The organism is Campylobacter sp. BCW_4321 (assembly GCF_001763075.1).
Classification (GTDB): domain Bacteria; phylum Campylobacterota; class Campylobacteria; order Campylobacterales; family Campylobacteraceae; genus Campylobacter_D; species Campylobacter_D jejuni.
In genome coordinates this window covers 1-13,297 of record NZ_MJYA01000060.1, presented here as the reverse complement: position 1 = coordinate 13,297, position 13,297 = coordinate 1, and the positions used below count along the sequence as shown (strand labels likewise).

General features: G+C 28.2%; 15 protein-coding genes and 1 pseudogene. 8 read left to right on the top strand and 8 right to left on the bottom strand.

The window, feature by feature from the left end; all coding sequences use genetic code 11:
* Nucleotides 1-16: 16 nt before the first annotated feature.
* From waaC to AJN58_RS06480, 3 genes are read left to right on the top strand one after another with little or no spacing between them, the layout of a single operon-like run.
* Nucleotides 17-1,045 carry a lipopolysaccharide heptosyltransferase I gene (gene waaC / locus AJN58_RS06490; protein WP_061099815.1) on the top strand — a complete coding sequence of 343 codons (1,029 nt, stop codon included), beginning with the start codon at nucleotides 17-19 and terminating at the stop codon, nucleotides 1,043-1,045.
* Nucleotides 1,035-1,913: a lipid A biosynthesis lauroyl acyltransferase gene (locus AJN58_RS06485; RefSeq protein ID WP_070292126.1), complete on the top strand. Its 879-nt coding sequence runs from the start codon at nucleotides 1,035-1,037 to the stop codon at nucleotides 1,911-1,913. The genes waaC and AJN58_RS06485 overlap by 11 nt, the downstream gene beginning before the upstream one ends.
* A complete protein-coding gene (locus AJN58_RS06480) occupies nucleotides 1,910-2,611 on the top strand; it encodes a glycosyltransferase family 2 protein (RefSeq protein ID WP_070292124.1) in 702 nt (233 codons plus the stop codon). The genes AJN58_RS06485 and AJN58_RS06480 overlap by 4 nt, the downstream gene beginning before the upstream one ends.
* Here AJN58_RS06480 and AJN58_RS06475 read toward each other — a convergent pair.
* Genes AJN58_RS06475 through AJN58_RS06465 form a run of 3 tightly spaced genes read right to left on the bottom strand, consistent with a single transcriptional unit; the run spans nucleotide 2,604 to nucleotide 5,363 of the window.
* Nucleotides 2,604-3,674, bottom strand: coding sequence for a glycosyltransferase (locus AJN58_RS06475; RefSeq protein WP_070242905.1), 1,071 nt, complete (start codon nucleotides 3,672-3,674; stop codon nucleotides 2,604-2,606). The two genes, AJN58_RS06480 and AJN58_RS06475, sit on opposite strands and share 8 nt — an antisense overlap.
* Nucleotides 3,655-4,434, bottom strand: a complete 780-nt coding sequence (locus tag AJN58_RS06470) for a glycosyltransferase family 25 protein (RefSeq protein ID WP_070292122.1) — start codon at nucleotides 4,432-4,434, stop codon at nucleotides 3,655-3,657. Before AJN58_RS06470 ends, AJN58_RS06475 begins: the two co-directional genes overlap by 20 nt.
* Nucleotides 4,431-5,363: a glycosyltransferase family 2 protein gene (locus tag AJN58_RS06465; protein ID WP_070242903.1), complete on the bottom strand. Its 933-nt coding sequence runs from the start codon at nucleotides 5,361-5,363 to the stop codon at nucleotides 4,431-4,433. The genes AJN58_RS06470 and AJN58_RS06465 overlap by 4 nt, the downstream gene beginning before the upstream one ends.
* 89 nt (nucleotides 5,364-5,452) lie before the next feature.
* Between AJN58_RS06465 and AJN58_RS06460 the strand changes: the two genes are divergently transcribed.
* Genes AJN58_RS06460 through AJN58_RS06445 form a run of 4 tightly spaced genes read left to right on the top strand, consistent with a single transcriptional unit; the run spans nucleotide 5,453 to nucleotide 9,140 of the window.
* A complete protein-coding gene (locus tag AJN58_RS06460; RefSeq protein WP_070242902.1) occupies nucleotides 5,453-6,328 on the top strand; it encodes an alpha-2,3-sialyltransferase in 876 nt (291 codons plus the stop codon).
* On the top strand, nucleotides 6,329-7,369 hold the full coding sequence (neuB, locus tag AJN58_RS06455; RefSeq protein ID WP_002894656.1) for an N-acetylneuraminate synthase: 1,041 nt from the start codon (nucleotides 6,329-6,331) through the stop codon (nucleotides 7,367-7,369).
* Nucleotides 7,366-8,484, top strand: a complete 1,119-nt coding sequence (gene neuC / locus AJN58_RS06450; RefSeq protein ID WP_070242901.1) for a UDP-N-acetylglucosamine 2-epimerase — start codon at nucleotides 7,366-7,368, stop codon at nucleotides 8,482-8,484. Before neuB ends, neuC begins: the two co-directional genes overlap by 4 nt.
* Nucleotides 8,481-9,140, top strand: a complete 660-nt coding sequence (locus AJN58_RS06445; protein ID WP_052857535.1) for a cytidylyltransferase domain-containing protein — start codon at nucleotides 8,481-8,483, stop codon at nucleotides 9,138-9,140. Before neuC ends, AJN58_RS06445 begins: the two co-directional genes overlap by 4 nt.
* Before the next feature lie 12 nt (nucleotides 9,141-9,152).
* Here the strand turns inward: AJN58_RS06445 and AJN58_RS06440 are convergent, their stop codons facing one another.
* On the bottom strand, nucleotides 9,153-9,968 hold the full coding sequence (locus AJN58_RS06440) for a glycosyltransferase (protein ID WP_410002399.1): 816 nt from the start codon (nucleotides 9,966-9,968) through the stop codon (nucleotides 9,153-9,155).
* A 54-nt stretch (nucleotides 9,969-10,022) separates the two neighbouring features.
* The gene (locus AJN58_RS06435) at nucleotides 10,023-10,832 is read right to left on the bottom strand and encodes a glycosyltransferase family 2 protein (RefSeq protein WP_070242900.1); all 810 of its coding nucleotides are present in this window, start codon (nucleotides 10,830-10,832) and stop codon (nucleotides 10,023-10,025) included.
* Between the two features lie 58 nt (nucleotides 10,833-10,890).
* On the opposite strand from AJN58_RS06435, the gene AJN58_RS06430 reads away from it, so the two are divergent.
* Nucleotides 10,891-11,841, top strand: coding sequence for a glycosyltransferase family 9 protein (locus tag AJN58_RS06430; RefSeq protein WP_070292120.1), 951 nt, complete (start codon nucleotides 10,891-10,893; stop codon nucleotides 11,839-11,841).
* Here AJN58_RS06430 and AJN58_RS06425 read toward each other — a convergent pair.
* From AJN58_RS06425 to AJN58_RS10370, 3 genes and pseudogenes are all read right to left on the bottom strand, one after another.
* Entirely contained in the window at nucleotides 11,827-12,591 is a 765-nt protein-coding gene (locus AJN58_RS06425; protein ID WP_070292119.1) for a glycosyltransferase family 25 protein, read from the bottom strand. The two genes, AJN58_RS06430 and AJN58_RS06425, sit on opposite strands and share 15 nt — an antisense overlap.
* Nucleotides 12,591-13,151, bottom strand: coding sequence for a D-sedoheptulose 7-phosphate isomerase (gene gmhA / locus AJN58_RS06420; RefSeq protein ID WP_070292117.1), 561 nt, complete (start codon nucleotides 13,149-13,151; stop codon nucleotides 12,591-12,593). Before gmhA ends, AJN58_RS06425 begins: the two co-directional genes overlap by 1 nt.
* Nucleotides 13,148-13,297: pseudogene (locus tag AJN58_RS10370) on the bottom strand (bifunctional heptose 7-phosphate kinase/heptose 1-phosphate adenyltransferase); the annotation flags it as partial. The pseudogene AJN58_RS10370 and the gene gmhA, both read right to left, overlap by 4 nt.

Here is a 13,297-nt window from a genome sequence, read left to right as displayed (position 1 = left end):
AAATATTAGGCTTTTAATGAAAATAGCAATTGTTCGTTTGTCAGCACTTGGTGATATTATACAAAGTGCCGTGGTTTTGCAATTTATCAAAAATTTTAAAAAAGATATAGAAATTCATTGGTTTGTAGATGAAAAATTTGAAGGTATACTCAAAAATCATCCTTTAATAGACAAACTCTATGCCCTGCCCTTAAAAGACAAAAAAATTTTAAAAAGCCTAAAAATTCTTCTTAAAGCAAGAAAAAACAACTATAATGCAGTAATAGATCTACAAGGGCTCATAAAATCTGCTATTGTAAGTCGAATTTTAAGTAGAAATAATTTTGGTTTTGATAAAAATAGTCTTAAAGAAAGTTTTGCTCATAATTTCTACAACCAAAAACTTGAGTTAGATTACAATGAAAATGTATTTGTAAGATACTTAAGTCTTACCTCCTTTATGTTAAATACTGATTTTAATGTCAAAAATTTAGCCTTTAAACAAGATATTTTTAGCATAGATGAAAATTTAAAACAACTCTTAAATAATAAACTCAAACTCGACAAAAACGAAAAAAACATACTCATACATGTGGGCTCAAGTGTAGAAAATAAAATCTATCCTAAAACCAAACTTGCTATACTTTGCAAACTTTTAATCAATGAATTTCAACAAGCAAAAATTTGGCTCGCTTGGGGAAATGTAAAAGAATACGAATTTGCCAAAGAGGTTTTAAATCTTAGTGGTATTGATGAAACACATATAGAATTAGCACCAAAATTCAGCCTTGAAGAGCTAATGGCTTTTACAAAAATGATGAATTTAATCATAGGAAATGATAGCGGCCCAACACATTTAGCCTTTGCTTTAAATAAGGCATCTATTACGATTTTTGGTGCAACACCAAGCTACCGCAATGCTTTTCAAACTCATATCAATAAAATCATTGATGCAGGTAAAAAAATCCAAAATGCCAAGCATATCGATAAAAGTGATTTTTGTATCACGCGTATAGAAGAAGAAGATATCTTCAAACTTGCCAAAGGCTTACTTAATGAAAAATAGTGATAGAATATATCTTAGTCTTTATTATATTTTGAAATTTTTTGTTACTTTTATGCCTGAGTGTATCTTGCATTTTTTAGCTTTGATTGTAGCAAGAATCACTTTTCATCTTAACAAAAAACACCGCAAAATCATCGATACAAATTTGCAAATCTGTTTTCCTCAATACACTCAAAAAGAACGCGATAAACTATCTTTGAAAATTTATGAAAATTTTGCTCAATTTGGAATTGATTGTTTGCAAAATCAAAACACCACCAAAGAAAAAATTCTCAATAAAGTAAATTTCATTAATGAAAATTTACTTATAGACGCTCTAGCTTTAAAGCGTCCTATTATCTTCACAACTGCACACTATGGAAACTGGGAAATTTTAAGCCTTGCTTATGCGGCTAAATATGGTGCGATTTCTATAGTGGGGAAAAAGTTAAAAAGTGAAACTATGTATGAAATTTTAAGTAAAAATCGCACCCAATTTAACATAGAGCTTATTGACAAAAAGGGGGGGTTAAGACAAATGCTAAGTGCTCTAAAAAAGGAGCGAACTTTAGGAATTTTAACCGATCAAGACTGCACTGATAAAGAAGGTATAAAGCTAAAATTTTTTGGTAAAGAAGTAAACTATCAAATGGGAGCAAGTTTTATCGCTCAAAAAAGTAATGCTTTGATCATCCCTGTTTATGTCTACAAAGAAGAGGGTAAATTTTGTATAGAGTTTTTTAAAGCAAAAGATTCCCAAAATACAAGTTTAGAAGAACTGACACTTTATCAAGCACAAAGTTGCGAAGAAATGATTAAAAAAAGACCTTGGGAATACTTTTTTTTTCATAGACGCTTTGCAAGTTATAATCAAGGAATATACTCATGAATATTTCAATAGTAATACTAACTTTTAATAGTCAAAAATATCTTCAAGAAGTATTACAAAGTGTTAATTTTGCCAATGAAATTATTTTAATAGATAGCGGAAGCACAGATGGTAGTCTAATAATAGCAAAAGCTTTTAAAAACGTCAAAATTTTTCATCAAGATTGGCTTGGTTTTGGAAAGCAAAAACAATTTGGAGTTGAAAAAGCAACTAATGATTGGATATTTGTTTTAGATAGTGATGAAGTTTTTACTGAAGAATTAAAAGAGGAAGTATTACAAATAATTAAAAATCCATCATTTAAAGCATACAAAGTAGCAAGATTAAATTTTTTCTTTGGAGAAGCAATAACAAAAATGGGGCTATATCCTGATTATAACATAAGATTATTTCATAAAAAATATGCCAAATTTAATGAAAGAGAAGTTCACGAAAGCATAATCTGTCAAGAAAAAATAGGGAAATTAAAACATCATTTTTTACATTATGCTTATGAAAATATCGAGCAATTTATAGATAAGCAAAACAAATACTCAAGTCTAAATCCTAAAAAAAATAACCTTCTTAAAGCTTTAATAAATCCTTATTGGACTTTTTTTAAACTTTATTTTGTAAAATTAGGTTTTTTAGAAGGCAAAAGAGGTTTTATCATAGCAAAGCTTTATGCACAATATACTTTTTGGAAATATATTAAGTAGTTTTAATCATATCAAACAATTCATCCCATTTTTTCATCACGCTTTCTACCTTATGAGATTCAACTTTTTCTTTGGCCTGTTTAACAATTTTTTGCCTTAAGTTTTCATCTTGCATTAAAAGCGATATTTTTAAAGCCATATCATTAAAATCACCCATCTTAAATAAAAGTCCATTATTTTTATCATCGATTAACTCATTTACACCCATATAATCACTACTGATTCTAGCGCATTCATAAAAAGCAGCTTCGATTAAAACTATAGGTAAGCCTTCTTGTTTGGAACATAAGCATAAAATTTTAGCTTTTTCATAGTAAAAACTTAAGTCTTCTATATAACCTACAAAATCGATGTGCAAATTTAAATTTTTAGCAAGCTCCATCAAATTCTTTTTTAAAGAACCCTCTCCTGCTATGATAATCTTCCATTTATTTAAAACATCTTTTTGGATACAAGATAAAGCTTTAATAAAAACATCCACAGCCTTTTCTTCTTCTAATCTTCCTACATATAAAATAATGTTTTCTTTATCATTTGTATGAATTTGTTTTTTTACACCCAAGGGATTAGGCATGATGATTTTGTTTTGTACAAAAGAATAATATTTAAAATCTTCCCTAGTTAAAACACTTAAATAGGTAGCCAAAGGATATAGTTTTCTTCTTAAACGATTGGTTTTTTTAGACTTTTCTCCAAGATGAAAACCATGCTCGCAAATAATATGCTTGATACCTATATTTTTATTTACAAGTAGAGTAAATAAATTGGGCTTGGTTTTAAAAGAAATCATAATATCAGGCTTATACTGTTTTAATTTTTTTTTAATTGCACGCTTATATATGATTTTATTTATAAGTTTATTTAAAAAACGGATGGGAGTTAAAGCTTTAGTGTTGATAAACTCAACATAAGCATTGCTACAAATATCATCATAAGCTAGAGGCGTCTTTTCAAAAAATAACAAAGAAAGCTCGTGATTTTTACTCCATTCTTTAACAAGTTGATAAATAACATAACTTACCCCACCTTTGTTAAAATAGTCACTAACAATCAATATTTTCATAAGGTCTAACCTTTTTTAAACTAGGTAAAAAATATTTTATAAAAATATGAATTTTTTTAATATACTTACTTATTTTATTTTTCTTTTTAAGAAATTTTTTATCATCTTGAGTAGAACTTTCAAGCATAAAATTTTCATGTGTATAAACAAGCACAGGAAATAAAGCGTAAGTGTTTAAAACTTTTTCATTACAAGTAAGAGCATCTATAGGCAAATAAATTTTTTCTAAATGAGAAAGCAATTTTAAGGCTCCATTTTTGGTTATAAAATAACCATAAGTACCGTTGCCTCTAGCGATCAAACGACGAATTTTACAATTTAAGATTTTTTTTACAAATCTTCTTGAGTAAGGACTTTCTATCCTAAAACCATCATCACTATAAACCTGTCTTTGATGCCCTAACAACAAAAGCTCCAAATCTTTAGGAAATTCATTAAAATGTTGTAAAAATTCAAGTAAGTTTTCATCAAAATACACATCATCTTCTAAAATCACAGCGTGTTTTAAGTTTTCTTGCAATATTTTTTCATAACATTTTTTATGAGATAAAGAACAACCAAGCTCTCCAAGCCCTAATTCTCTTTTATGAAAATTTAGCATTTTTTCATAATCAACTATATTTAAATACTCTTGCTTGCTTATAGCTTTTCCTTCTACGGCTTGGATGATTTCATAATCAAGTTGATATTTTTGACACAATTTACCAATGTATTCTTTTCTTTGTTCTGCTTTTTTAAGATTGATGATAAGAAATTTCATTTTAATTCCATTGCTAATTGTTTTATATATTTTTTTCTTTTTAATTTTATCTTTTTTCTTTTTAATTTTATGAGAATTTTTTTAAAAAAATTATTATAAACAATACGATATTTTAAATCTAATTTATGTATAGAAAGCTCACAAATAAAGTATTGACACAATAAAAAATATATAGGATTTAAAGCATTAGAATATAAATTAAGCTTATAAATAACAAAATTTAAATTTTCTATAAAAAATCGCATTTTATCAAAATTTTTTCTTTCATTGGTTGATGAGCTAATATTTTGCATATTATAATTAATCAGACATTGCTCTAAAGTCACAATACTCTTGCATTCAAGATAATACAAAGTAAGAAGTAATGCATCTTCTGCCATAGTAAGTTTTGGGTTTTCATTGATTTTTTCAAATGTTTTTAAATATTTTTGTCTTAAAAAAACCTTACCCCATATATACCATTGCTTTATTTTAAAATTCACAATTTGTTTTGCTAAGAAAATTAAATATTCTTCAAGACTATAATTATTATTAACAAAAAAAATATTTTTCTTCAAAGTTGTATTTAAAGCATTATAATTAAAACATATCAAATCATCGTTTTCACCTAAATGCTTAGATACTTCCTCACAAGCCTCAAGTTCTAAATAATCATCAGGGTCTAAAAACATAATATACCCCCCCCCAGCTACCTTAACCCCTTCATACCTAGCTCTTAAAAGACCTAAGTTTTTTTCATTGTGGATTATTTTTATTCTTTTGTCTTTTTTAGAGTATTCTTTGGCTATATTTATACTATTATCATTTCCACAATCATCAACTACAATTATTTCTATGTCTTTAAAGGTTTGATTTATGCAACTTTCTATTGCTCTTGCTATATACTTTTCTACATTATAAGTTGGTAAGATGATTGAAATTTTAAACATATTTATTCCTTGATTTTATTATAATTTAATTATAACATAAAATCTATTTTGATATAATCGTTAAAAATAAATCTTGATGAAAAATAATCATGAAAAAAGTTATTATTGCTGGAAATGGACCAAGTTTAAAAGAAATTGATTATTCAAGGCTACCAAATGATTTTGATGTATTTAGATGTAATCAATTTTATTTTGAAGATAAATACTATCTTGGTAAAAAATGCAAAGCAGTGTTTTACACCCCTAGTTTCTTCTTTGAGCAATACTACACTTTAAAACATTTAATCCAAAATCAAGAATATGAGACCGAACTAATTATGTGTTCTAATTTTAACCAAGCTCATCTAGAAAATGAAAATTTTTTAAAAAAATTTTATGATTATTTTCCTGATGCTCATTTGGGATATGATTTTTTTAAACAACTTAAAGAATTTAATGCTTATTTTAAATTTCACGAAATTTATCTCAATCAAAGAATTACCTCAGGAGTCTATATGTGTGCAGTAGCTATAGCCCTAGGATACAAAGAAATTTATCTTTCAGGAATTGATTTTTATCAAAATGGGTCATCTTATGCTTTTGATACCAAACAAGAAAATCTTTTAAAACTAGCCCCTGATTTTAAAAATGATCGCTCACACTATATCGGACATAGTAAAAATACAGATATAAAAGCTTTAGAATTTCTAGAAAAAACCTACAAAATAAAACTATATTGCTTATGTCCTAACAGTCTTTTAGCAAATTTTATAGAGCTAGCGCCAAATTTAAATTCAAATTTTGCCATACAAGAAAAAAACAACTATACTAAAGATATACTCATACCTTCTAGTGAGGCTTATGGAAAATTTTCAAAAATTATTAATTTTAAAAAAATAAAAATTAAAGAAAATATTTATTACAAGTTGATAAAAGATCTATTAAGATTACCTAGTGATATAAAGCATTATTTCAAAGGAAAATAAATGAAAGAAATAAAAATACAAAATATAATCATAAGTGAAGAAAAAGCACCCTTAGTCGTGCCTGAAATAGGCATTAATCATAATGGCAGTTTAGAACTAGCTAAAATTATGGTAGATGCAGCCTTTAGCGCAGGTGCTAAGATTATAAAGCATCAAACCCACATCGTTGAAGATGAGATGAGTAAGGCCGCTAAAAAAGTAATTCCTGGTAATGCAAAAATAAGCATTTATGAGATTATGCAAAAATGTGCTTTAGATTATAAAGATGAGCTAGCACTTAAAGAATACACAGAAAAATTAGGTCTTGTTTATCTTAGCACACCCTTTTCTCGTGCAGGTGCAAACCGCTTAGAAGATATGGGAGTTAGTGCTTTTAAGATTGGTTCAGGCGAGTGTAATAATTATCCGCTTATTAAACACATAGCAGCTTTTAAAAAGCCTATGATAGTTAGCACAGGAATGAACAGCATTGAAAGTATAAAACCAACTGTAAAAATTTTATTAGACAATGAAATTCCCTTTGTTTTAATGCACACGACTAATCTTTACCCAACTCCGCATAATCTTGTAAGATTAAACGCTATGCTTGAATTAAAAAAAGAATTTTCTTGTATGGTAGGCTTAAGCGACCACACAACAGATAATCTTGCTTGTTTAGGTGCAGTTGCACTTGGAGCTTGTGTGCTTGAAAGACATTTTACTGATAGCATGGATAGAAGTGGTCCTGATATAGTTTGTTCTATGGATACAAAGGCTTTAAAAGAGCTAATTATGCAAAGTGAGCAAATGGCTATAATGAGAGGAAATAATGAAAGCAAAAAAGCAGCTAAGCAAGAACAAGTTACAATTGATTTTGCTTTTGCAAGCGTAGTTAGCATTAAAGATATTAAAAAAGGCGAAGTTTTATCTATGGACAATATTTGGGTTAAAAGACCTGGACTTGGTGGAATTAGTGCGGCTGAATTTGAAAATATTTTAGGCAAAAAAGCATTAAGGGATATAGAAAATGACACTCAGTTAAGCTATGAGGATTTTGCGTGAAAAAAATCCTTTTTATAACAGGTACTAGGGCTGATTATTCTAAGATTAAATCTTTAATGTACAGGGTGCAAAACTCAAGCGAATTTGAGCTTTGCATCTTTGCAACAGGAATGCACTTAAGCAAAAATTTTGGCTATACAGTTAAAGAACTTTATAAAAATGGCTTTAAAAATATTTATGAATTTATAAATTATGATAAATATTATCAAACCGATAAGGCTTTAGCCACTACAATTGATGGATTTTCAAGGTATGTAAATGAGCTAAAACCTGATTTAATCGTAGTGCATGGAGATAGAATCGAGCCTTTAGCAGCAGCTATTGTTGGAGCATTAAATAATATCTTAGTAGCGCACATTGAAGGTGGAGAGATTTCAGGAACTATTGATGACAGCTTACGCCACGCTATATCAAAACTAGCTCATATTCATTTAGTAAATGATGAGTTTGCAAAAAAACGTTTAATGCAGCTTGGAGAAGATGAAAAATCTATTTTTATCATAGGTTCGCCTGATTTAGAACTTTTAAACGATAATAAAATTTCACTTAATGAAGCAAAAAAATATTATGATATAAATTATGAAAATTATGCTTTACTTATGTTTCATCCTATTACAACTGAAATTACTAGCATTAAAAATCAAGCAGATAATTTAGTAAAAGCACTGATACAAAGTAATAAAAATTATATTGTTATTTATCCAAACAATGATTTAGGCTTTGAATTAATCTTGCAAAGCTATGAAGAGCTTAAAAATAACCCTAGATTTAAGCTTTTTCCATCGCTTAGATTTGAGTATTTTATAACTTTGTTAAAAAATGCTGATTTTATAATAGGTAATTCAAGTTGTATTTTAAAAGAGGCCTTATACTTAAAAACAGCAGGGATTTTAGTTGGCTCAAGACAAAATGGAAGACTTGGCAATGAAAATACACTAAAAGTTAATGCAAATAGTGATGAAATACTAAAAGCTATTAACACTATTCATAAAAAACAAGATTTATTTAGCGCTAAGTTAGAGATTTTAGATAGCTCAAAATTATTTTTTGAATATTTACAAAGCGGAGATTTTTTTAGACTCAGCACACAAAAAGTTTTTAAGGATATAAAATGAGCTTAGCAATAATCCCTGCTCGTGGTGGCTCAAGGGGTATTAAAAATAAAAATTTGGTTTTATTAAACAATAAACCTTTAATTTATTACACCATTAAAGCTGCACTAAATGCTAAAAGCATTAGTAAAGTCGTTGTAAGCAGTGATAGTGATGAAATTTTAAATTATGCAAAAAGTCAAAATGTTGATATTTTAAAACGCCCAATTAGCCTTGCACAAGATGATACCACAAGCGATAAAGTGCTGTTACATGCTTTAAAATTTTATAAAGATTATGAAGATGTAGTTTTTTTACAACCCACTTCGCCGCTAAGAACAAATATTCATATTGATAAAGCTTTTAATCTTTATAAAAATAGCAATGCAAATGCCCTAATTAGCGTAAGCGAATGTGATAATAAAATTCTAAAAGCCTTTGTTTGTAATGATTGTGGCGATTTAGCAGGGATTTGTAATGATGAATATCCTTTTATGCCAAGGCAAAAATTACCTAAAACTTATATGAGCAATGGTGCAATTTATATTTTAAAGATAAAAGAATTTTTAAACAATCCTAGCTTTTTGCAAAGCAAAACCAAGCATTTTTTAATGGATGAAAACTCAAGTTTAGATATTGATTGTTTAGAGGATTTAAAAAAGGCTGAAAACTTAAATTAAATATTTTTCCATTTAAATTTTTTTTAATAATGAAAATAAAGAAAAATGAGGCTTATAATCCAATTTCTTACATAAATCAAATATTTTATGCTTGTTTAAAAGTTTGCTATAAATTCCATTGTTATAAAAAGTATTTTTATTCATTTTATAACTCCTCCACATTTCAGAAAACAAATGCAAACAAGGTCTATTTTCATCAAAAGTTTTTTTCTTATCTATAAAATCTCTAACATTTTTCCATGGAATTTGACAAGTATCCTTATAATCTAAGGCATATTTTTCCAAATCACATTCTTTAACCCATTTAGCCAAAAACCAAGGTCCTATGACTCCCCAAGGGATGGTTTTTCTATTATCTACAATCTTCTTTGCTTCTTCTATAAGTAATTTTCCAAAATCACTTTGTTTTGGAAATTTAAGTAATGAAGTTGTAATTCTAGCTTTGTTAGGATCATCATCAATTTCCTTAGAAAAAATATATTCTTTTTCATTATAGTCGTAAGGATTTAAACACACCATATCTAAATCTACCCATACCCCCCCCCTGAGATAGAGTAGATTAAATCTAAAAAAATCTGAAAAAGCAGCCACTCCAGCTCCCCTATCATCACTAAAATATTCTTCAAAAGGCACAATATCATTTGCATTTTTAAGTGTAAAATTATCAAACAATTCTTGGAATTTTAAAAAGATTTTATCTTCTAAATTATAAGTATACAAATGGAATTTATATCCATGATCAAGCCAAGATTTAATCGTAAGAATTTCCATCAAACCTATACCCTTATAGCCTTTAGGAGTATACCAAAAACTTGAAATTTCAGTCATTATTAGCCTTCTAGTGTTAAAAAATACGAAAATTTAATTATATAAAATCTAATCTTAAATTCTATTTTTTAAATCCATCTCTTCTTTCTTTAAAACCTTAAGCAACTTTTGATGAAAGGTATCATTTTTAAAGTCTAAAGAAAGCTTTTTTATCAGCTCATTACTTTTCTTTTTATCATAATAATTTTGATTTAAAATTTCTTTATTTTTGTTTTCATATCTTCCATTTGGATTAAATTCATAATGATAAATGCAAATTTTAAAAACGGCTATTTTCTCACAAAACATAAAATAAACATAACAAAAAAGTACATCTTCGCCGTAACTCAAACGCTCATCTATTTTATTTTTTTCAAAACTTTTTAAGATGATATCTTTTCTAAAACACTTCGCCCAAACCGACCAGCAAAAATGCCTTTGTTTGCTTAAGAATTCTAAAAATTCCTTTTGATTAAAAACTTCATCTTGTTTAAAACGATAAAATTGTTTGGTTTTTACTCTATGCACAAAGGCATCAAAACAAAGCAAATCAAAACCTTTTTTCATCTCTTTAAACGCTATTTCACAAGCATCAAGCGTCAAAAAATCATCACTATCTAAAAACATTATAAAATCAGAACTAGAATGTAAAACTCCCAAATTTCTACTTGCAAAAGTGCCTAAATTTTCCTCATTTTGAAAGATTTTTATCCTTGGATCTTTTTTAGCAAATTCTAAAACTATATTTAAACTATTATCTTTACTTTTATCATCAATAATCAAAATTTCAATATCTTTTAAAGTCTGATTTATACAACTTTGCAAAGCCCTTGAAATAAAATCACAAGAATTAAAAAGCGGGATTATGATCGAAAGTTGTGGCATATTTTTCCTAAATTTTGTTAAAATAATAAAAACAATTCTATCAAAGTTTAGGAAATTTATGAAAATTTTTATACATCTTCCCACTTGGCTAGGCGATGCAGTGATGGCTTCACCTGCTTTATACGCCATAAAAGAACATTTTAAAAATGCCCAATTTATCCTTTATGGATCTTTGGTTTCCACAGCACTTTTTAAAGAATTTCCTAATTCTAAAATCATCATAGAAAATAAACTATCCCGTTATAAACAAGCTCTATCTTTACGCAAAGAACTTGGTAAAATCGATCTTAGCTTTGCTTTTAGATCTGCGTTTTCTTCTAAGATTATCTTGCATATTCTTAAAACGAAACAAAGATATTTTTTTGACAAAAACAAGCACAAAGAAGAACATCAAGTTTTAAAATACCTTTATTTTATAGAAAACTCACTTAGTATAAAAGCTCATTTTAAAGACTTAAAGCTTCCCTTTAAGCTAAAATTTCAAAGCCCTCTTGTCTTAAAAAATGGCAAAAAAATTCTAGGACTCAACCCTGGCGCAAGCTTTGGAAGTGCAAAAAGATGGGATGCGAGTTATTTTGCTAAAGTGGCTTTAAATTTCAACCAAAGTCATGAGATTTTAATCTTTGGCGCAGGAAAAGCCGAACAAGAACTTTGTAATGAAATTTATCAAATTTTAAAAGAACAAAACATAAAAGTAAAAAATCTTTGCAATAAAACCACCATCAAAACCCTTTGTCAAAATATTGCTTTTTGTGATCTTTTCATCACAAACGACAGTGGTCCTATGCACCTAAGTGCAGTTTATAAGGTAAAAACCGTAGTTATTTTTGGCCCTACGAAATTTACTCAAACTTCACCTTGGCAAAATCAAAATGCAAGATGGGTGCATTTAGATCTAGCTTGTATGCCTTGTATGCAAAAAACCTGCCCTTTAAAACACCACAAATGCATGAAAGATTTAAAGCCTCAAAGGGTTATAGAAGAAGCTAGAAATTTACTTAAGCTTTAATTGATTTTTTATATATATAATAAATAGTAACCTTAAAATACTTGAATAAAATCTAAAAATTTCTCTAGCAATTTTTTTATATAATATTAATTTTATTGAAAATTTTCTTCCATATTCTACAACAACACTTGAAAAATTTGCTTGCTTAAGAAATAAAGGCTTTTTAACTATATTTAACACATTATGTTTATAAAACATATCCATATAATCATCTACAGCATAGATCCAATTTTTAGCATATTTAAGAAATTTCACTGCAGCACTTACTTGCAGTACATAGCCTTGAGTTCCAGCAAGTTTTTCAAAACTTAAATAATATCCACTCTCGCTCAAAAAATACAATCTTTTATCAAATAAATAACAAAGTCTTATATATTCATATTTGCTCTTTAATAGCTCATCTATATATTCTACTCCATTATTTAAAAATTCATCACTAAATTCCACATCATCCTCTAGGATGATTATAGGTTCATCAAGCTTCACACATTCTTGCCAAAGTTTATAATGACTAGCAAAACAAGCTTTTTCTCCATCAGAAAGCTCTCTACCCAAAACCCAAGAACCCCACCAAGGAAAATGATCTTTAAATTCCAAATGTTCTTTATTTTTAGCATCAATAGCTTTAAAGAAAATAAATTCTAATTTATTTTTTAAACTAGGATTTTTTTCAAAAAGCTTTTGAATTTGTTTTTTCATATGCTCTTTCCTATCTAAAGAACGCTCTAAATTTATGATAAAAACTTTCATTAAAAACCCTCATCGATGATCTGACAAAGTGTGTGTATGATTAAAATGTGCATTTCTTGAATTCTAGCCGTATCATCACTTGGCACAACAAGATTATGATCACAAAGCTTATTCATCATTCCACCACCCTTTCCGCTAAGGCCTAGACAAAGCATATTAAGCTCTTTTGCTTTTTTTAAAGCTTCTAAAACATTAGGGCTTTTTCCACTGGTTGAAATGCCGATTAAAACATCATTTTCATTTCCTAAAGCTTCCACTTGTCTTGAAAAAACAAACTCAAAACCATAGTCATTTCCTATAGCACTAAGTGCTGAAGTATCGGTTGTAAGTGCTATACCTGCTAAAGCCTTGCGTTCTTTTTTATAACGCCCACTAAGTTCAGCTGCAAAATGCTGTGCATCAGCTGCACTTCCACCATTTCCGCAAATCAAAATCTTGCCACCTTTTTTAAGACACTCACACAAAAGCTCACCTATTTTAGCGATTTGTCCTTTTAAAATTTCACTTTCTTGAGCGATTTTTTGATGTTCTTGCCATTCTTTTTCCACTAAATTTATCATTTTTTATCCTTAATCTTTTCTATAATCTTACTTGTGCTAAATCCTTCTTCAAAGTCGATTAATTCAACTCTTGAAACGATATCCGCACCCACAACAAGCTTATCTTTATAATCAGCTCCTTTAACCAAAATATCAGGTTTTAAAAA

Excerpts from the sequence above, each read along its gene's own strand:
- waaC (WP_061099815.1), top strand. The coding sequence starts at position 17 with ATGAAAATAGCAATTGTTCGTTTGTCAGCACTTGGTGATATTATACAA.
- neuB (WP_002894656.1), top strand. The coding sequence starts at position 6,329 with ATGAAAGAAATAAAAATACAAAATATAATCATAAGTGAAGAAAAAGCA.
- AJN58_RS06445 (WP_052857535.1), top strand. The coding sequence starts at position 8,481 with ATGAGCTTAGCAATAATCCCTGCTCGTGGTGGCTCAAGGGGTATTAAA.
- AJN58_RS06470 (WP_070292122.1), bottom strand. The coding sequence starts at position 4,434 with ATGAAATTTCTTATCATCAATCTTAAAAAAGCAGAACAAAGAAAAGAA.
- AJN58_RS06465 (WP_070242903.1), bottom strand. The coding sequence starts at position 5,363 with ATGTTTAAAATTTCAATCATCTTACCAACTTATAATGTAGAAAAGTAT.
- AJN58_RS06425 (WP_070292119.1), bottom strand. The coding sequence starts at position 12,591 with ATGAAAGTTTTTATCATAAATTTAGAGCGTTCTTTAGATAGGAAAGAG.
- AJN58_RS06435 (WP_070242900.1), bottom strand. The coding sequence starts at position 10,832 with ATGCCACAACTTTCGATCATAATCCCGCTTTTTAATTCTTGTGATTTT.
- AJN58_RS06485 (WP_070292126.1), top strand. The coding sequence starts at position 1,035 with ATGAAAAATAGTGATAGAATATATCTTAGTCTTTATTATATTTTGAAA.
- gmhA (WP_070292117.1), bottom strand. The coding sequence starts at position 13,151 with ATGATAAATTTAGTGGAAAAAGAATGGCAAGAACATCAAAAAATCGCT.
- AJN58_RS06460 (WP_070242902.1), top strand. The coding sequence starts at position 5,453 with ATGAAAAAAGTTATTATTGCTGGAAATGGACCAAGTTTAAAAGAAATT.
- AJN58_RS06475 (WP_070242905.1), bottom strand. The coding sequence starts at position 3,674 with ATGAAAATATTGATTGTTAGTGACTATTTTAACAAAGGTGGGGTAAGT.
- AJN58_RS06480 (WP_070292124.1), top strand. The coding sequence starts at position 1,910 with ATGAATATTTCAATAGTAATACTAACTTTTAATAGTCAAAAATATCTT.
- AJN58_RS06440 (WP_410002399.1), bottom strand. The coding sequence starts at position 9,968 with ATGACTGAAATTTCAAGTTTTTGGTATACTCCTAAAGGCTATAAGGGT.
- AJN58_RS06430 (WP_070292120.1), top strand. The coding sequence starts at position 10,891 with ATGAAAATTTTTATACATCTTCCCACTTGGCTAGGCGATGCAGTGATG.